The sequence below is a fragment of the Streptomyces sp. NPDC047117 genome, assembly GCF_040643545.1.
In the GTDB taxonomy this organism is placed as follows: Bacteria; Actinomycetota; Actinomycetes; order Streptomycetales; family Streptomycetaceae; genus Streptomyces.
In genome coordinates this window covers 591,522-609,939 of the sequence record NZ_JBEYUN010000001.1, presented here as the reverse complement: position 1 = coordinate 609,939, position 18,418 = coordinate 591,522, and the positions used below count along the sequence as shown (strand labels likewise).

Here is an 18,418-nt window from a genome sequence, read left to right as displayed (position 1 = left end):
ACCATGACCACGAAGACGCAGGTGACCGCGGACGACCTCACGGCACTGCTCGGCCCCGCCCTGTACACGGAGCTGGTCGACCACTTCGCCGCCTCCGGTGAAGCGCCGCGGGAGTACACCGAGCGGCAGGCCCTGGAGTGCCTGCGCTACCTCTTCCTGATCTCCAAGTACCCCGAGGAGCTGAGCGGCCTGTTCCTCCCCGTGGAGCAGGAGATCGACGAGTTCTGGCACTACCTCATCCTGCAGACGCGCGAGTACCGCTACCTCTGCGAGGAGCGGCTGCCGGGGAAGTTCTTCATCGAGCACCGCAGCATTCCGTACGAGGAGTACCAGCAGGAGCCCGGCCGCGAGCAGGCCGCCGAAGAGGCGCTGCGCTGGATACCGCTGTACTGCCGGGAGTTCGGCCCCTTCGACGAGGGCGCGCTGCCGCACTGGACCGTCGTCCGGTTCCTGCACGAGCAGCTGGAGATGCCGCTGTCGGAGATCTCCGCACTGGAGCCGATGGCGGGGACGGCCACGTGACCGAAGGGACCGGTGCGGTGCCCGCCGCCCACGACCCACCGCTTGCGGCGGCGCCGACCGCCCCGGCGGTGTCCGTCGCCGCCGCCCAGCGGCGCGTCCTGACCGTCCTGGTGGTCTCGCAGGTCCTCAGCGGTGCGGGCCTGGCCGCCGGCATCACCGTGGGCGCGCTGCTCGCCGAGGAGATGCTCGGTTCCACGGGCCTCGCCGGCCTCCCGAGCGCCCTGTTCACCGCCGGTGCGGCGCTGGGCGCGGTCGGCATCGGGCGGCTCTCGCAGCGCTGGGGCCGGCGCCCCGGCCTCGCGCTGGGGTATGCCGGTGGTGCCGTCGGCAGCCTCGGCGTCGTCGTGGCGGCCGCGACCGGCAACGCACCGCTGCTCTTCGTCGCGCTCACGGTCTACGGCGCGGGTACGGCGACCAACCTGATGGCGCGGTACGCGGGCGCCGACCTGGCGGCGCCCGAGCGGCGCGGCCGCGCGGTGAGCACGGTACTGCTGGCCACCACGCTCGGCGCGGTGGCCGGTCCGCTGCTGGTGAGCGTGACGGGCGAGGTGGCGCACGGCTGGGGCATTCCCCGCCTCGCGGGCCCGTTCGCGCTGGCCACCGTCGCCTTCACGGCGGCCGCGCTCCTCCTGGCCGCGCTGCTGCGCCCCGACCCGCTCCGGCTGTCCCGCACGCTGGCGGAGGCGGAGGCAGAGGCGGCAGCAGAAGCAGAAGCAGAAGCCGCAGCCTCCAACCCGGACCAGGCGCAGGTCGAACCCCCGGGCGCGGCCGACGCGCGCACCGAAGAGCCCCGTCACACGGCGGGCGGCACCCGGCACGACCTGCCGGACCGGCGCGGCCTCCTCGGCGGTACGGCCGTCATGGTGCTCGGCCAGCTCGCCATGATCGCAATCATGACGATGACGCCGGTCCACATGCGGGCGCACGGCCACGGCACGGGCGACGCCGGACTGGTCATCGCCCTCCACGTCGGGGCGATGTTCCTGCCGTCGCCGCTGACCGGGCTGCTCGTCGACCGCATCGGCCGGCTGCCGGTCGCGGCCGCGTCGGGCGTGACGCTGTTCGCCGCCGGCGCGGTCGCCGCGCTGGCGCCGGCCCACTCCGTGCCCGCGCTCGCCACCGCCCTGGTCCTGCTCGGCATCGGCTGGAACTTCGGGCTGATCAGCGGCACCGCCCTGGTCACGGACGCGCTCCCGGCCGCCACCCGGGCCCGCACCCAGGGGGTGCTGGACGTGGGCATCGCCGTGGCCGGGGCCACCGGCGGGATGTCCTCCGGGCTGGTCGTGGTGGCGGGCGGCTTCCCGGTACTGGCCCTCGCGGGCGGTGTGCTGGCGCTGGCGATCATCCCGGCCCTGGCACTGACCGTACGGCGCCGCTCCGGCGCAGCGGTCGCGTCCCGGCGCCCGCAGGGGGAGCCCGCGGCATGACCGGGTTCCGTACCGCTGCCGGCCCGGTCATCCGGGGCCCGCGCCCGCCGCCCGCGCGGCGCCGGCTGTGCGCACCCCGCCCACCTGCGCGGACGCCGCACCGACGATCATTGTTCCGCTATGCAATCCGCACCTGCCACACCTCTCCGTGGCACCCTCACCAACAGGAGACACCTCCCGTGGAATCCTTCATCCAGCACGCCCGGAACCTGAACGCCCGGATCGCCGAGCGCCCCGAGGAGCGGGAGGTCTTCGGTCGCCTCGCGGAGGGCCAGTCGCCGCAGGCCCTGTTCATCACCTGCTCCGACTCCCGGGTCATCCCCTCCCTGATCACCGGCGCGCGCCCCGGTGAGCTGTTCGAGCTGCGGACCGCGGGCAACGCCGTCCCCGCCTACCACGAGGGAATGGCCTGCTCGGAGGCCGCGACCATCGAGTACGCGATGCGGGTGCTGAAGGTGTCCGACATCGTGGTGTGCGGCCACTCCCACTGCGGTGCGGTGGGTGCGCGGGCACGCGCCGAGGACCTGAACGACGCGCCCGCCGTGCGCGACTGGCTCGCCCGGGAGTTCTCCGCCGAGCTGCCCCGGGACGAGACCCCCACGGTCGCCGACGCGGTCCAGCGCCACGTGTGCGAGCAGGTCGAGCGGCTGCGCGCCTACCCCTGTGTCCAGGAGCGCCTGGAAGCCGGTGAGGTGTCGCTGCACGGCTGGTTCTACGAGGTGCACACCGGTCTGGTGACGGCGCACGACCCGAAGGCCGACGCCTTCCTGCCTGTCTGACGCCGTCCTGCCCGTCCGAGGACGAGGCACGATCGCCCGCACCCGCGCGGTGCGGGCACCAGCGGAGCCCCGGGTCGGTGTTGCCCCGGGGCTCCGCCCGTAGCGCGCGGGGCCGGGGCGCCGTGCCGCGGCCCTGCGGGGAACAGCCAGCAGGCCGAAGCTCAGTCGCGTGTCCGGTCGGCGGGCTCGCGGCTGCCGCTCTTCGCCAGGCCGCGGCTGATCAGGTAGCCGATGCTGAGCAGCGTGACGTACAGCCAGGCCTGGCCTGCGGGGAAGGGATCCGGGCCGACGTCCGCGCCCACCACGGCGGAGGCGATGAGCACGGCCACCACTGCGGCCACGTAGACGAAGAATTCGGTGGTCTTGAAGGACGGCTTGGTCTCCGTACTGACCGGCCGTGCGGCGGTGTAGGTACTCCGGGGCATGCCGGATTCGGAGTACCCGGGGGACGAGGCTGCGGTCATGACGCGCCTGCCTTCTCACGTGGGTCGTCCGGCGGTCGCCGGATGCGGCTCACGCGTACCCGGGCGCCGGACTCGGGAACGCCCTACGGCGGCCGTCCGCCGGCACCGGACCGCTGTCGGCCAGTGACCCGCCCACCGGGAGACGTCCGCTGTGACGGGGCGGGCCGGCGGGGGCCGCCGCGGGGGCGGGAGGAGCGGCCGGGGACGGACGGGCCCGGGTTCCGGGGCGCAGTTTGACCGAATCACCCCGCTGGGCGGTGGTCACCCGGACGGGTGTCGGGTGGCCCACTGTTGACAGTACCGGCAATAGGGACATTTCCGACATGTGTCTCTCCGTGTGGGACACTCGGCTTGTATCACATGCCCGTAGTTCACTGCCTGTAGTTCACGGTCCGGCGCCGAGAGGCGGCTACCGCTTGGTAAGCCATGGCTGGTCCGTTCGACAGGTGACCGGAGGTGCGATGTCCACGGGTTCAGGACGGCTGGCCGTCACTGTTCTCACCCAGTCCGCCGACTGCGCCGTGCTGCGCGTCAGCGGCGAGCTCGACCATGCCTCCGAAGCGTCGTTCCTCTCCTCCACCGGCGTGGTGCTGGCCGACGGCTACCGCTACCTCGTGCTGGACGTGGCCGCGCTCACGTTCTGCGACTCGCGCGGCCTGAACTGCCTGCTCGCACTGCACTGGATCCTGCGCCGGCGGGAGGGCACCCTGCTGCTCGCGTGCGCCGGCCGCCGGCTGTCCGACCTCCTCACCCACACGGGCAGCGACAAGCTGTTCCCGCAGCACCCCACGGTCAGCAAGGCCCTCGCCGCCCTCCCCGAGGAGGCCCGCCCCACCTGGCCGCCCGTGGCCGCGCACTAGCCGTGCGGCCGGCCCGCGTCCGACGGCGTACGGACACGGCCGGGCCGCGCACGGCTCAGGCGAGCGTGACCTCGACCGGCAGCTTCTTGATGCCGTTGACGAAGTTGGAGCGGACGCGGGGGATTTCGCCGGTGACGCGGATGTCGGCGAGGCGCGGGATCAGCTCCTCGAACATGATGCGCATCTCGGTGCGGGCCAGCAGGTTGCCCAGGCACAGGTGCGGGCTGCCCTTGCCGAAGGTGACGTGGTCGTTGTTCTCGCGGGTCACGTCGAAGTCGTAGGGGTTGCCGAAGACCTTCTCGTCGCGGTTTCCGGAGGCGTACCACATGACGACCTTGTCGCCTTCCTTGATCCGCTTGCCGCCGAGCTCGACGTCGCGGGTGGCGGTGCGGCGGAAGTGGTAGACGGGCGAGGCCCAGCGCAGGAACTCCTCGACCGCGGTGGGGATGAGGGAGGGGTCCTGCCGCAGCCGGTCGAGCTGGTCGGGGTTGTTGATCAGCGCGTGCATGGCGTGCGTGATGGAGTGCCGGGTGGTCTCGTTGCCGGCCACGACCAGCAGCAGGAAGTAGTTGTCGAAGTCCTGCGCGGAGAGCGGGACGCCGTCCCGCGGGGTCTGGTTGACCAGCCGGGAGACCAGGTCGGTGCCGTCGCCCCCGCGCCGCTGCCGGGCCAGCTCGCGCCCGTACGCGAAGACCTCCAGCGAGGCCGGGGAGCGGAACGGCAGATCACGGTACCGCTCGCTCTCCTCGCTCTCCAGCAGTACGTCGGCGTAGTCGGGGTCGGTGTTGCCGATGATGCGGTTGCCCCAGTCGATGAGCTGCTGGTTGTCCTCCGGCGGCACGTCCAGCAGCCGGGCGAGGACGTTGATGGGGAAGTCGGCGGAGACCTCCCGCACGAAGTCGAAGCTGCCCTTGGCGAGCGCGGCGTCCAGCGTCCTGGCGGTCAGTCCGCGCAGGAAGTCCGCGTACTGGTTGATGACGCCGGCGCCGAACTGGCGCTGGAGGAGCCTGCGCATGGCGCGGTGGCGTACGCCGTCCAGCTCCAGGATCGAGGCGCGTTTCTTGATCTGGTCCTCGTCGACCTCTTCGAGGTTGACGAACTTGGTGGAGGTGAAGGTCTCCGCGTCGCGGTCGACGCGGGCGATGTCCTCGTGCCGGGTGACCGACCAGAAGCCGGCGTTGGGCGCCTCCTCCGGCTGCCAGTGGACCGGGTCTTCGTGGCGCAGGGTGTGGAACATCCGCCACGGGGTGACGCCGTCGGTGAAGTTGTCGAGGTCGGCGAGGTTCACCTCGTCCAGCGGCAGCGGCTCGTGGACGGCGGGCGGGCTGGTGGTCATCGATGGCTCCTTGCGGTGGCGGGTCGGGGCGGCCGTGTCACAGGTGGTAGGCGTACTCGGTGAACTCCCAGTCCGTGACGTGCCGCTGGAAGCGCTGGACCTCGTCGCGCTTGTAGGCGAGGAAGGCGGCGGTGAAGCCCTTGCCGAGGACTTCGGTGAGCGCGGTGTCGGCCTCCAGGGCGTCGAGCGCCGCGGGCAGTGTCATCGGCAGGGTCGCGGCCCGGGCGGTGTCGTAGCCGTAGCCCTCCAGGGGTGCGGGCGGCTCCTGGCCGGCGCGCACGCCGAGCAGGGCGGCCGCGAGGGTGCCCGCGAGCAGCAGGTACGGATTGGCGCTCGCGTCGGCGAGGCGCAGTTCGAAGCGGGTGCCGGCGCCGCGCTCGGGCGGTACGCGGACCATGGCGCTGCGGTTGTCCAGGCCCCAGTCGATCAGCCAGGGGGCGAGGGTGTCGGGGCCGAACCGCTTGTAGGAGTTGACCGTGGGGTTGAGCAGTGCGGTCAGCGCGGGGGCGTGCGCGAGGACGCCGGCGATGGCGTGCCGGGCGGTGGTGGAGAGCCCGTGCGGTGCGGCCGGGTCGTCGAAGGTGTTGTGTCCGTCGGCGTCCGGACAGGAGACGTGGACGTGGAAACCGGAGCCGCCCTCGTCGGCGAAGGGCTTGGCCATGAAGGTGGCCAGGCGGCCTTCCGCGCGGGCGAGTTCCTTGACGGCGGATTTGAAGCGGAAGGCCCGGTCGGCGGCGTCGAGGGCGGCCGAGTGGGTGAGGTTGATCTCGAACTGGCCGCTGCTGAACTCGTGGTTGCCCATGCTGGCGCCGATGCCCAGCCCGCGCAGTTGGCGGAGGGTGCGCAGGAGGTGGCCGTCGGGGTCGCCGCGGCGGCCCGCGGTGTAGACGTTGCCGGGTGCCTCGGCGTACCGCTTCCAGCCGGTGGGGGACTCGGGGGCCGGGTCGCAGAGGAAGTACTCCAGCTCGGGCCCGACGACGGGGGCCAGACCTTCGCCTGTGCACTGGTCGAGCACGTGGCGCAGCAGGTCGCGGGGTGATTCGGGGGCGGGGGAGCCGGTGGCGGGGTCGAGCACGTCGCCCAGGCACGTGGCGACGCCCGGCTCCCAGGGCAGCGGGGCGAGCGTGCTCAGGTCGGGGTGTACGGAGATGTCCGGCAGCCCGGCGTCCAGGCCCCCCTCGACCTCGACGACGTCGCCCTGCGGGCTCGTGTGGTAGACGGCCCGGCAGAAGGCGAGGCCGTGCGCGCAGGCGGTGGGGAGGTGTTCGAGCAGCACGTCGCGGGCGCGGTCGGTGCCGATGAGGTCGGGATAGGTCACCCGGACCACGTCGACGCCGTCGGCGGCCAGGCGGTCCATGTGCTGTCGGACCTGGGCGGATTCGGGAGCGCTCACCAGTGTCTCCTCAGAGGGGCGGGAACGGTGGCGGGGGAGAGGGCCCGGGGCCGCGCTGGGGGAACCCGTGCCTCATTTGAAGCCAAACGGTAGGGAGCGGCCGGGGGGACCGCAAGGGGCGGGCGGCAAAAATTTATCCATGCGGATAGGTCTTGACCCCGGGCCGGGCGCTCCCTACCTTGTTTGAGGTCAAACGAGTTAGGGATCCGCATCCTCAGGAGGACCGGCCATGAAGGTCGTCGTCGACATGAACAAGTGCCAGGACCACGGCCAGTGCGTCTTCGCGGCGCCCGAGGTCTTCCGGCTCGACGAGGGCGGACGGCTCGCGTACGTCAGCGACCCGGACGACACGCTGCGCGAGGACGTCGAGGAAGCCGCCGACGTCTGCCCCCTCCAGGCCATCCGGATCGAGGACTGACCGGATGAGCCCCCGCATCGTGGTCGCCGGCGCCGCCATGGCCGGCCTGCGCGCCGCCGAGCAGCTGCGCGCCGCCGGCTGGACCGGCACGCTCACCCTGGTCGGCGACGAACCGCACATGCCGTACAACCGGCCGCCGCTCTCCAAGGAAGTCCTCGCCGGCAGGGCTCCGTTCGACTCACTGGCCTTCCGGCCCCGCGCGAGCGTCGCGGACGCCGAATGGCGCCTGGGTACGCGCGTGACCGCCGCCCGGCTCGCCGAGCGCACCGTGGATCTGGCCGACGGCGAACGGCTGGACTTCGACGGCCTGGTGATCGCCACCGGCATGCGGCCCCGCCGACTGCCCTGCCCCGGCCCGGCCGCCGGCCGCCACACCGTCCGTACCCTCACCGACGCACAGGGCCTGCGCGACGCGCTGACCCGGCCCGGCGCCCGGGTCGTCGTGGTCGGTGCCGGCTTCATCGGCTGCGAGGTCGCCGCCACCGCCGTCGGCCTCGGCGCCACCGAGGTCACCGTCGTCGACCCCGAACCGCTGCCGATGCTGCGCCCGCTCGGCGAACTGCCGGCCCGCCTGCTGCACCGGCGGCACGAGGAACGCGGCGTACGCTTCGCCCTCGGCACCGGCGTCACCGCCTTCGCGGGCGAGGACCACGTCACCGGCGTCGTCCTCGACGACGGCCGGACTCTCCCGGCCGACGTCGTCGTCGAGGCGGTCGGCTCGGCCGCCAACACCGAGTGGCTCGACGGCAACGGCCTGGACCTGACCGACGGCGTGCTCACCGACGCAATGCTGCGCGTCGGCGGCCTGCCGTACGTGGTCGCCATCGGCGACGTCGCCCGCTTCCCCAACGCCCGCTACGACAACGTCCCCCGCCGCGTCGAGCACTGGTCCATCCCCGGCGACACCGCCAAGCGCGCCGCGAAGACCCTCGCGGCCCACCTGGCCGGCGCCGAGCCCGACCCCACGCCCTTCGCGCCGTTCCCCACCTTCTGGAGCGACCAGCACGACTTCCGCCTCCAGTCCTTCGGCGCCCCGTCCCTCGGACTCGCCGACATACGCGTCCTGGAGGGCGACCCCGAAGGGGACGTCGTCCTCGGCTACCACGCCGACGGCCGCTTGGTCGGCGTGCTCGCGCTCGGCGGTACCGCCGCAGCAGGTGCCGCCGCCCGCCACCGCGCCGAGCTGCTCCAGCAGCCGGCCCCCAGTCCCCAGCACGCCTGAAGGAGACCGACCACCATGGCCAGCGTCCGCGGCTACTTCCACCCCAAGACGGCGACCGGTGCCGCCTCGCTCATCCCCTCGCCCCCGTGGCACTACTCCGGCGACCTCCTCACCGTCGAGTACCGCACCGACCCCGCGCGCGTCCGCGAACTGCTGCCCGAGCCGCTCGGACTCGCCGACGAGGACCCCGGCGCCGTCGCCCTCATCTGGGCCGACTGGCAGTCCTGCGCCGCCTCCGGCGAGGAGCTGCTCGACCCCGTGCGCGCCCAGTACAAGGAGGCCTTCGCGGTCGTCCGCTGCTCCTACAGGGGCCGTACGTACTCGCGTTGTGTGTACATCTGGGTCGACAAGGACTTCGCCGTCGCCCGCGGCCTGCACCAGGGCTACCCGAAGAAGCTCGGCTCCATCCACCAGACCCGCCCCCACCCCTACGGGCCCGCGCCGCGCATCGAGGCGGGCGCCCGCTTCGGCGCCACGCTCGCGGCGGCCGACCGACGGCTCGCCCAGACCGTCGTGACACTGACCGGGCCCTCCGGGACCAACGGCTTCGTCAACGGCCACCCGATGGCACACCACCGCTGGCTGCCGTCGATCGAACCGGGCAAGGGACTCGCCCTCGACGAGCTGATCGAGTCCGGCGCCGCGTCCTTCGAGGCCGGCCCGGCCTGGCGCGGCGAGGCCGAACTGGAGCTGTTCGAGGCCCCCACCGAGGAGCTGGCCCGGCTGGAGATCCGCGAGCCGATCGCCGCGTACTACCGCCAGGTCGGCGTCGTCTGGAACGGCGGCACCCTCCTGGAGTCCGGCACCTCGGCAGCCGAGTGACGACCCGAACCTGACACCTGGGAGACCGGACATGCCCGCACACCTCACCACCGTCGCCGGGGTCACCGTCGACACCCGGCACTGGATCGGCGGCCGCCGCGTCGCCTCCGACGGGACCTTCGCCGACGTCTCGCCCCTCGACGGCGCACACCTCGGCGATCTCGCCCGCGGCACCGCCACCGAGGCCGAGGCCGCCGTCGCCGCAGCGCAGGAGGCGTTCCCCGGCTGGGCCGCCACCCCGCGCGCCGAACGCGCCCGCATCCTGCACGCCGTCGCCGACGGCGTCGAGAAGCGCATCGAGGACCTGGCGATCGTCGAGACCACCGACAACGGCGCGCTGCTGCGCTCGCACCGCCGCGGTGTGATGCCCCGCGTCGCGCACAACTTCCGCTTCTTCGCCGACTGGCTGCTGAAGCTGGAACACGAGGACTTCACGACGTACACGAGCGGCTCCGCCGCGGGCCGCGGACACACCAACCACGTCTCCTGGGACCCGGCGGGCCCCTGCGTACTGATCACGCCGTGGAACGCACCGCTCATGCTCGCGAGCTGGAAGATCGCACCGGCCCTCGCCGCCGGCAACACGGTGGTTCTCAAGCCCGCCGAGTGGACCCCGCTCACCGCCTCCCTCCTCGCCGACATCGCCCACGAGGCCGGGCTGCCGGCCGGCGTCCTCAACGTCGTCCAGGGCCACGGCGCGGAAGCGGGCAGCGCCCTCGTCTCCCACCCCGGCGTACGCCGCATCAGCTTCACCGGCTCGGTGCCGACCGCGAAGACCATCGCCGCGGCGGCCGCCGCACATCTCACCCCCGCAAGCTTCGAACTGGGCGGCAAGTCCCCGCTGCTGGTGTTCGCCGACGCCGACCTGGACCTGGCCGTCGACCTCGCCGTCGAGCAGTACGACAACGCCGGGCAGGTCTGCCTGGCCGCCACCCGCCTCCTCGTGGAGTCCTCGGTGGCCGAGGAGTTCACCCGCCGCTTCACCGAGAAGGCCGGGCGGCTCCGGCAGGGCGATCCGCGCGACGAAACCACCGACATCGGCCCCAACATCCACCCCCGCCAGCTGGAGAAGATCGACGGCTTCGTGCGGCGGGCGGTCGCCGCCGGGGCGCGTGCCGTCATCGGCGGGCACCGCAAGGACGGCCAGTACTACGCGCCGACCCTCCTCACCGACGTCGCCCAGGGCAGCGAGATCGTCCAGGAGGAGGTCTTCGGCCCGGTCCTGACCCTGCAGACCTTCGAGACGGAGGAGGAGGCCGTCCGGCTGGCCAACGACACCCGCTTCGGCCTCGCCGCCACCGTCGCCACCGGCGACCCCGAGCGCGCCGAACGGGTCACCGGACAGCTGGTCGCCGGCACCGTCTGGGTCAACTGCTTCTTCGTCCGCGACCTCCGGGCGCCCTTCGGCGGCTCCCGGGAGTCCGGCATCGGCCGCGAGGGCGGCACCTGGAGCTTCGACTTCTACTGCGACCTGAAGAACACTGTCAGCTCGCCGAAGGGCCGGCGCGACCATGGGTGATATCACCGGGGCCGGGCTCCTCGCCCACGTCCCCACCATCGTGCTGCCCGAGGAGACCCGGCGGGAGCTGAACGAGGGCAAGGAGATCACCCTCGTCACCGGCCTCCGGCAGCTCCGCGAGGACGTCTTCGAGACCGCCGACTACGACACCGTCGTCGTCCTGGACTCCCACTGGGCCACCACGGTCGAATTCGTCGTCACCGCCCACCAGCGCAGGGCCGGCCTCTTCACCTCCGAAGAGCTCCCGCGCGGCATGTGCCGGATGCCGTACGACTTCCCCGGCGACCCCGAACTCGCGCACAACATCGCCCGGTTCGCCGACAAGCACGGCACCTGGATCACCCCCATCGACGACGCCTACCTCCCGATCTACTACGCCACCACCAACCTCTGGAAGTACCTCGGCGAGGGCCTGCCCGAGAAGAAGTGGGTGACCATCGGCGTCTGCCAGACCGGCGACATGGAGGACCACCTCCGGCTGGGCCGCGCCCTGGCCGACGGCATCGCCGCCACCGAGGGCCGCAAGGTCCTGCTCATCGCCTCCGGCGCCCTCTCGCACACCTTCTGGCCGCTCCGCCAGCTCCGCGACCACGAGGCCAGCGACCCGTCCCACCTCTTCACCCCCGAGGCACGCGCCGCCGACGAAGAACGCATCGCCTGGTTCAAGGACGGCCGCCACGACGAAGTGCTGCGCACCATGCCGGAGTTCTGGCGCTTCAAGCCCGAGGCCAAGTTCTTCCACTACCTGATGATGGCCGGCGCCCTGGGCGAGGCGGCCTGCACCGCCCGCGGCCGGCAGTACGGCGAGTACGAGAACTCCGTCGGCACCGGCCAGGTCCACCTGTGGTTCGACCGTCCCGAAGGCGGCTGGACCGCGCCCCGCCCCTCCAAGGAGACCACCCATGCCTGAGTACCGCCGCATCCTCCTCGACGGCGCCGCCGTCCAGACCGTCCGCGAGGGCGAGGAACTGGTCGCCGGTGACGGCCGCCGCGTCAAGATCGAGGAGGCCCAGCACCTGCCGCCGGCCGTCCCCTCCAAGGTCGTCGCGGTCCACCTCAACCACCGCAGCCGGGTCGAGGAGTTCCAGATCAAGCTGCCAGGGACGCCCACCTACTTCCACAAGCCCACCTCAGCGCTCAACTCCCACCGGGGCGCCGTCGTCCGCCCCGAGGGCTGCAAGTGGCTCAACTACGAGGGCGAGGTCGCGATCGTCATCGGGAGGACCGCGCGCAACATCGCCCCGGCCGACGCGGGGCAGTACATCGCGGGCTACACCGTCGCCAACGACTACGGCCTGCACGACTTCCGGGACACCGACGCCGGCTCGATGCTCCGAGTCAAGGGCTCCGACACCCTCTGCCCGCTCGGCCCGGGCCTGGTCACCGACTGGGACTTCCGCGGCAAGTACCTCCGCACCTACGTCAACGGCGAACTGGTCCAGGACGGCTCGACCGACGAGATGAAGTGGGACATGCACTACCTCGTCGCCGACATCGCCCGCACCATCACCCTGTACCCCGGTGACGTCCTGCTCTCCGGCACGCCCGCCAACTCCCGGCCCGTACAGCCCGGCGACGTCGTGGAGGTCGAGGCCGAGGGCCTGGGCCGGCTCACCAACCACATCGTCACCGGCCCCACCGCCGTCCGCACCGACGTCGGCGCCCAGCCCACCGAGTCCGAGGAGGTCCTCTCCACGGCCCTCGGCGGCGACTGGGAGTTCCGCGGCATCCGCCCGCCGAAGCGGGGCTGACCCCCTGCCCGGTACCCGCCCGGAGGGCCCCGCGGCCGCGCGCGCCCGAGCCCTCCGGGCGGCTCCCTCGGGCCGTACGGCCCTCCGTGACCTGCGGATAGGGTGGCCGGCATGACGGAAGCAGCCAAGGGGACCGGCCGTCGCCGCAGCCGCCGGGGGTACGGCGAGGGCCGCGACGCCCTCCTCAACGCCGCCATCCGCGTCGTCGCCCGCGGCGGACTGCGCAAGCTCACCTACCGCGCGGTCGCCGAGGAGGCCGGCGTCACGCACGGCCTGGTCGTCCACCACTTCGGCTCCCGCGACGCCCTGATCGAGGAAGCACTGGGCTACGTCGTACGGCAGAGCCTGCGCAGCAGCCTGCTGGAGCCCGGCACCGGCGAGCCGGACGACTTCGCTTCGGGCGTCTCCGAAATGGTCGAGTCGGGCCCCGACCTCCAGGCCTTCCAGTACGAGCTGCTGCTCGAAGCGCGCCGCCGCCCGGAGCTGCTGCCCCAGGTACGGAACCTGTACGACGGCTACTTCGCCGCCTCCGAACGCGAACTGTCCCGGATGCTGCCGTACGAGCCGGGCTCCGCCCTCGCCCGCCTGGTCTTCGCCGCCCTGGACGGGCTCGTCCTGCACCAGCTGACCATGGGCGACCGGGCGGACACCGAAGCCGCCCTGGCCGAGCTGCGGACCTTGTTGAGCAGGGCGGCCGCCGCGGAGGACGACCCGGCAACCCGCGCCACGGGCGCCGGCTGACGCTCCCCGTCAGGCGGCCGGAACGGCGCCCCCGGAGTCCAGCGCCGCGCGCAGCCAGTCGTGGGTGACGCCCGGCGTCGGCGGCGCCGCCGGGCCGGTCACCTCCGCCGTGAGCCGCCAGTAGTGGTCGATACGCGGGTCGGCGGCGAGCTGGCCGCTGAGCACCCGGCGGAAGGCCGGCGTGTCCCGGGCGCCACGGGAACGGGCGTAGGCATCGACGAAGCAGTCCAGCGCCTCGCCCCCGTACGGCGCCCGCCGCCCCTGGATGTCGGCGGCGGCCAGCCCGTACGCCTCGATGAGCCCCTCGTAGAGGACGGCCGGACGGTAGCCCTCGTCGGGCCGGTGCGCCGCGGGCTGACAGTGCGCCATGCCCGTACCGGGGCAGGGGCCGGAGACGAAGGCGTGCAGCCGGGCGAAGGCCAGTACCTGGTCCGGCGCCGGGTCCGCCGGCGGCTGCGGCACCGAGTGGTCGAGGATCACGGAGGTCAGCCGGGCCGGGAGCCGCGGCGGCAGCCAGCGCCGCCAGAAGCGGGCCAGCGCGGCCGTGTCGGGCGGCGCGGTCACGGCGCCGATCAGCCGCAGCCGGTCGGCCCGTTCCGCCGGGGCGCAGTCCCGCAGCAGGTGCAGGGCGGCCTCGCGCCAGCGCAGGGCCGCCATCCGCGAGCCGACCTCCCGCAGCTGCCCCGCGATGACGTCCTCCAGCGCGTCCTCCCGGTCCAGGACCCGGCCGACGTCCGGTACGGGCAGGTCGAGGGTGCGCAGGGAGCGGATCAGCCGGAGCCGGTCGAGCGCCTCGGGACCGTACCGGCGATGGCCCCCGGCGCTGCGCGCCGCCTCGGGCAGCAGGCCGCGGTCGGAGTAGAAGCGGACGGTCTTGACGGTGACGCCCGCGTGCTCGGCCAGCTCGCCGATGCTCCACCTGCCGTCGGCCGCTTCGGGCGACGGCGCCGGACCGGGGGCCGCTTCGGGCGACGGCGCTGGGCCGGGGGCCGCGGCTTCGGGGCCCTCGAAGAACTCGGAGAACTCTGCGGTCACGCTTGAACCTCCCTCAGGGGGAGTTCCTACGGTACCCGCGAGCGCGGACGGCCTACGGGGGCGGTCTCGCGGACGCACGGTATGCGAGGAGACCAACATGACGGCATTCATCCTGGTGTCGGGCGCCCACACCGGCGACTGGGTATGGCAGGAAGTGGCCGGCCGGCTGCGGGAGTCGGGGGCCGAGGTCCACGCGGCGACGCTGACCGGCATGGGCGGCCGCCGCCACGAGGCGGGACCGGACACCGACCTGGCGACGCACGTCCAGGACGTGGTCGCGCTGATCGACCGGACCGAGGCGACCGAGGTGGTGCTCGTCGGCCACTGCTACGGCATCCACCCCGTACTGGGCGCCGCCGGGCACCGCCCGGAACGCATCGCGAGGATCGTCTACCTGGACGCGGGCATGCCCCGGGACGGCGACCCGGCGCTCAAGCTCATCCCCGACCAGACGGTCCGCGACCGGCTGGGGCAGGAGGCAGGGCCGGACGCACCGACCGGGCCGGACGCACCGACCGGCGACGACCGGCTCGTGCCGCCGCCCGCGCCCGGCGAATGGCACCGCTGGGGCAGCACCGAGGGCGTGCCCGAAGCCGCGCTCGCCCGCCTCTCCGAACTCGCCGCACCACAGCCGGTGCGCACCCTCACCCAGCCGCTCCGGCTGACCGAGGCCGCCGCCGCACTGCCGGCGACCGGCATCCTGTGCACCGCCAACGGGTCGAGCATCGCCATGGTCGAGCAGGTGCTGCGGCTCGGCGAGCCGACCCTGATGGCGCTCGTCGACGCCGAGGTCACCTTCTTCGACCTGGCCACCGGACACTGGCCGATGCTCTCCGCCCCCGGCGAGCTGACCGAGGTACTGCTCGACGCTGCCGCCGGCGAGGGCCACCGGCTGTCAGCACCGGACGACACCCGTCCCGGCCACCTCCGGCCCTTCCTCCTGGACGTACCGGAACGGCCCCGCGAGCGGATGGGGCGCGTCGACCTGTACCCGCCGGACGCCGACGGGCCGCGCCCCGCCGTGGTCTTCGTCCACGGCGGCCCGGTACCGGCCGGGCTGCGGCCGACACCGCGGGACTGGCCGTCGTACACCGGCTACGGCAGGTACGTGGCGGAGCAGGGCGCGGTCGGCGTGACGGTGGACCACCGGCTGCACGACCTCACGGACTACGGGCGCGCCGCCGAGGACATCGCCGACGCCGTCGCCCTCGTACGCGCCGATCCCCGCGTCGACGAAGACCGCGTCGCACTGTGGTTCTTCTCCGGCGGCGGCCCGCTGTCGGCGGACTGGCTCGCGGCGCCCCCGCCGTGGCTGCGCTGCGTGGCCGCCACCTACCCGGTCCTGATGCCGCCGCCGAGCTGGGGACTCACCGGATCCCGGTTCCGCCCGGCGGATGCGATCCGGTCGGCGGGACGGCTGCCTTTCGTACTGACGCGGGTCGGGCAGGAGGTCCCCGAGATCGCCGCCACCGTCGAGGAGTTCCTGGCCGCCGCCAAAGAGTGCGCGGCCGAGGTCGAGATCGTGGACCTGCCGGACGGCCACCACGGGTTCGAGACGATCGACCACACCGAGCAGGCGCGGGACGCCGTCCGCCACGCGGTCCGCTCGGTACTGGGCCATCTGAGGAGCTGATGCACCTGGGCTCGGGCCCGGGCCCGGACCGCCCGTGACCGCGCGATAAGTGCGGCCTATTGACCGATAACCAAGCCGTCTTTGACGCCTCCGCAGGACTGGCGGAAGCTGATCGGACCGGATCGCCGCGCCCGCACGGGCGCGGCGTGAACCGGTGTCGAAGCGGTGGCGCGGGCGTGCCCGGGCAGGGAAGGCGAGGTCAGGCAATGCGTGCCGACGAGGACCCGACGGACGAGGGACTGGCGGTCACCCCGCCCAAGACGTGGGCGACCGGCGCACCGGCCGTGGCACACGCGCTGAAGTACGCCCTCGGCCAGACCTCCCCCCGCCGCACGGCGCTCACCCTGCTCAACATCAACCAGGCCAAGGGGTTCGACTGCCCCGGCTGCGCCTGGCCCGAGCCCGGGGCCAAGGAGCGCCACAAGAACGAGTACTGCGAGAACGGCGCCAAGCACATCGCCGACGAGGCCACCAGCCGCCGCGTCACCGCCGACTTCTTCCGGCAGCACACCGTCTCCGAGCTGGCCGAAAAGTCCGACTACTGGCTCAACCAGCAGGGCCGCCTCACCGAGCCCATGGTCAAGCGCCCCGGCGCCGACCACTACGAACCGATCGGCTGGGACGAGGCCTTCGACCTCCTCGCCACGGAACTGCGCGCCCTGGACTCGCCCGACGAAGCGCTCTTCTACACCTCGGGCCGGCTCAACAACGAGGCCGCCTTCCTCCTCCAGCTCTTCGTCCGCGCCTTCGGCACCAACAACCTGCCCGACTGCTCCAACATGTGCCACGAGTCCAGCGGCAGCGCACTGAACGAGACGCTGGGCATCGGCAAGGGCAGCGTCAGCCTCCAGGACCTCTACGAGGCCGACCTGGTGTTCGTCGTCGGCCAGAACCCCGGCACCAACCACCCCCGGATGCTCTCCGCGCTGGAGGAGACCAAGCGCAACGGCGGACGCGTCATCGCCGTGAACCCGCTGCCCGAAGCCGGCCTGCTGCGCTTCAAGCACCCGCAGAAGGCCCGCGGCGTGATCGGCCGCGGCACCGAGATCGCCGACCGCTTCCTGCAGATCCGGCCCGGCGGCGACCTCGCCCTCTTCCAGGGACTCAACCGGCTGCTCCTGGAGGCCGAGGACGCCGCGCCCGGCACCGTCCTCGACCACGACTTCATCGAGAAGCACACCACCGGCTTCGCCGACTTCGCCGAACACGCCCGCAAGGTCTCCTGGGACGACATCCTCGACGCCACCGGCCTGAGCCGCGAGGAGATCGACCGGGTCCACGAGATGGTCCTGGCCAGCAAGAAGGTCATTGTCTGCTGGGCGATGGGCCTCACCCAGCACAAGCACGGCGTACCCACCATCCGCGAGGTGGTCGACTTCCTGCTGCTGCGCGGCAACATCGGCCGCCCCGGCGCCGGCGTCTGTCCCGTACGCGGCCACAGCAACGTCCAGGGCGACCGCACCATGGGCATCTGGGAACGCATGCCGCAGCGGTTCCTCGACGCCCTGGAGCGCGAATTCGGCTTCACCCCGCCGACCAAGCACGGCCTGGACTCCGTGGACGCGATCCGCGCCATGCGCGACGGCAGCGCCAAGTTCTTCCTCGGCGTCGCCGGCAACTTCGTCCGCGCCACTCCCGACAGCGACGTCACCGAACGGGCGATGCGCCGCTGCTCCCTCACCGCCCACATCTCGACCAAGCTGAACCGCTCCCACGCCGTCTGCGGGGAAACGGCCCTCATCCTGCCCACACTCGGCCGCAGCGACCGCGACATCCAGGGCGGCGTCGAGCAGTTCATCACGGTCGAGGACTCCATGAGCGAGGTGCACGCCTCCCGCGGCCGCCTCGCACCCGCCTCGGAACACCTGCTCAGCGAGGTCGCCATCATCGGCCGGCTGGCCCGCCGGACCCTCGGCGACAGCCCGGACATCCCCTGGGAGGAGTTCGAGCGGGACTACAGCACCATCCGCGACCGGATCTCCCGCGTCATCCCCGGCTTCCACGACTTCAACGCCCGCGTGGCCGAGCCCGGCGGCTTCCGGCTGCCCAACCCGGTCAACGAAGGCGTCTTCCCCACCCCCAGCGGCAAAGCCGTCTTCACTCGCAACGACTTCGAGGCGCCGCAGGTACCCGAAGGCCACCTCCTGCTCCAGACGCTCCGCTCCCACGACCAGTGGAACACCATCCCGTACGCCATGAACGACCGCTACCGGGGCATCCACAACGCCCGTCGCGTCGTCCTCGTCAACCCCGCCGACCTGGCCGCGCTGGGCCTGGCCGACCGCGACGAGGTGGACCTGGTCAGCGTCTGGCGGGACGGTGCCGAACGGCGCGCGCCCGCCTTCCGGGTCATCCCGTACCCGACCACACCGGGGTCCGCCGCCGCGTACTACCCGGAGACCAACGTCCTGGTGCCCCTGGACAGCGTCGCTGACATCAGCAACACACCGACGTCGAAGAGCGTGGTGGTGCGCCTGGAGCCGACCGGGGCCTGAT

Annotated in this window: 17 protein-coding genes; 13 read left to right on the top strand and 4 right to left on the bottom strand. The window is 72.8% G+C overall.

Going from position 1 to position 18,418, the window contains the following annotated elements; translation table 11 throughout:
* Positions 1-3 precede the first annotated feature (3 nt).
* The 3 genes from ABZ840_RS02850 (at position 4) to ABZ840_RS02840 (ending at position 2,728) form a co-directional block, all read left to right on the top strand.
* Positions 4-522, top strand: coding sequence for a hypothetical protein (locus ABZ840_RS02850; protein WP_361552136.1), 519 nt, complete (start codon positions 4-6; stop codon positions 520-522).
* A 68-nt stretch (positions 523-590) separates the two neighbouring features.
* Positions 591-1,949: an MFS transporter gene (locus ABZ840_RS02845; protein ID WP_361552411.1), complete on the top strand. Its 1,359-nt coding sequence runs from the start codon at positions 591-593 to the stop codon at positions 1,947-1,949.
* A gap of 179 nt (positions 1,950-2,128) precedes the next feature.
* Positions 2,129-2,728, top strand: a complete 600-nt coding sequence (locus tag ABZ840_RS02840) for a carbonic anhydrase (protein ID WP_361552133.1) — start codon at positions 2,129-2,131, stop codon at positions 2,726-2,728.
* A gap of 161 nt (positions 2,729-2,889) precedes the next feature.
* Here the strand turns inward: ABZ840_RS02840 and ABZ840_RS02835 are convergent, their stop codons facing one another.
* A complete protein-coding gene (locus ABZ840_RS02835) occupies positions 2,890-3,153 on the bottom strand; it encodes a hypothetical protein (protein ID WP_361552130.1) in 264 nt (87 codons plus the stop codon).
* 500 nt (positions 3,154-3,653) lie between these two features.
* On the opposite strand from ABZ840_RS02835, the gene ABZ840_RS02830 reads away from it, so the two are divergent.
* Positions 3,654-4,052 (top strand): STAS domain-containing protein, encoded by a 399-nt coding sequence (locus tag ABZ840_RS02830; RefSeq protein WP_361552127.1) that lies wholly within the window; start codon positions 3,654-3,656, stop codon positions 4,050-4,052.
* A 55-nt stretch (positions 4,053-4,107) separates the two neighbouring features.
* On the opposite strand, the gene ABZ840_RS02825 is transcribed toward ABZ840_RS02830, so the two are convergent.
* On the bottom strand, positions 4,108-5,388 hold the full coding sequence (locus tag ABZ840_RS02825) for a cytochrome P450 (RefSeq protein ID WP_361552124.1): 1,281 nt from the start codon (positions 5,386-5,388) through the stop codon (positions 4,108-4,110).
* A 37-nt stretch (positions 5,389-5,425) separates the two neighbouring features.
* Positions 5,426-6,781: a glutamine synthetase family protein gene (locus tag ABZ840_RS02820; protein WP_361552121.1), complete on the bottom strand. Its 1,356-nt coding sequence runs from the start codon at positions 6,779-6,781 to the stop codon at positions 5,426-5,428.
* Between the two features lie 229 nt (positions 6,782-7,010).
* On the opposite strand from ABZ840_RS02820, the gene ABZ840_RS02815 reads away from it, so the two are divergent.
* The 7 genes from ABZ840_RS02815 (at position 7,011) to ABZ840_RS02785 (ending at position 13,254) form a co-directional block, all read left to right on the top strand.
* Entirely contained in the window at positions 7,011-7,199 is a 189-nt protein-coding gene (locus tag ABZ840_RS02815) for a ferredoxin (protein ID WP_361552118.1), read from the top strand.
* Positions 7,200-7,203: 4 nt separating this feature from the next.
* The gene (locus ABZ840_RS02810) at positions 7,204-8,421 is read left to right on the top strand and encodes an FAD-dependent oxidoreductase (RefSeq protein WP_361552115.1); all 1,218 of its coding nucleotides are present in this window, start codon (positions 7,204-7,206) and stop codon (positions 8,419-8,421) included.
* Between the two features lie 15 nt (positions 8,422-8,436).
* Complete coding sequence (locus ABZ840_RS02805) at positions 8,437-9,243, top strand: acetoacetate decarboxylase family protein (protein WP_361552112.1); 807 nt, start codon at positions 8,437-8,439, stop codon at positions 9,241-9,243.
* 31 nt (positions 9,244-9,274) lie between these two features.
* On the top strand, positions 9,275-10,762 hold the full coding sequence (locus ABZ840_RS02800; protein ID WP_361552109.1) for an aldehyde dehydrogenase: 1,488 nt from the start codon (positions 9,275-9,277) through the stop codon (positions 10,760-10,762).
* On the top strand, positions 10,755-11,672 hold the full coding sequence (locus ABZ840_RS02795; protein WP_361552106.1) for a 3,4-dihydroxyphenylacetate 2,3-dioxygenase: 918 nt from the start codon (positions 10,755-10,757) through the stop codon (positions 11,670-11,672). Before ABZ840_RS02800 ends, ABZ840_RS02795 begins: the two co-directional genes overlap by 8 nt.
* Positions 11,665-12,513 (top strand): fumarylacetoacetate hydrolase family protein, encoded by an 849-nt coding sequence (locus ABZ840_RS02790; protein ID WP_361552103.1) that lies wholly within the window; start codon positions 11,665-11,667, stop codon positions 12,511-12,513. The genes ABZ840_RS02795 and ABZ840_RS02790 overlap by 8 nt, the downstream gene beginning before the upstream one ends.
* 111 nt (positions 12,514-12,624) lie before the next feature.
* Entirely contained in the window at positions 12,625-13,254 is a 630-nt protein-coding gene (locus ABZ840_RS02785) for a TetR family transcriptional regulator (RefSeq protein ID WP_361552100.1), read from the top strand.
* Between the two features lie 9 nt (positions 13,255-13,263).
* On the opposite strand, the gene ABZ840_RS02780 is transcribed toward ABZ840_RS02785, so the two are convergent.
* The gene (locus tag ABZ840_RS02780; RefSeq protein WP_361552408.1) at positions 13,264-14,166 is read right to left on the bottom strand and encodes a MerR family transcriptional regulator; all 903 of its coding nucleotides are present in this window, start codon (positions 14,164-14,166) and stop codon (positions 13,264-13,266) included.
* Between the two features lie 220 nt (positions 14,167-14,386).
* Between ABZ840_RS02780 and ABZ840_RS02775 the strand changes: the two genes are divergently transcribed.
* The gene (locus ABZ840_RS02775) at positions 14,387-15,922 is read left to right on the top strand and encodes an alpha/beta fold hydrolase (protein ID WP_361552097.1); all 1,536 of its coding nucleotides are present in this window, start codon (positions 14,387-14,389) and stop codon (positions 15,920-15,922) included.
* 206 nt (positions 15,923-16,128) lie between these two features.
* The gene (locus ABZ840_RS02770; RefSeq protein ID WP_361552094.1) at positions 16,129-18,417 is read left to right on the top strand and encodes an FdhF/YdeP family oxidoreductase; all 2,289 of its coding nucleotides are present in this window, start codon (positions 16,129-16,131) and stop codon (positions 18,415-18,417) included.
* The last annotated feature ends 1 nt before the right edge of the window (position 18,418 follow it).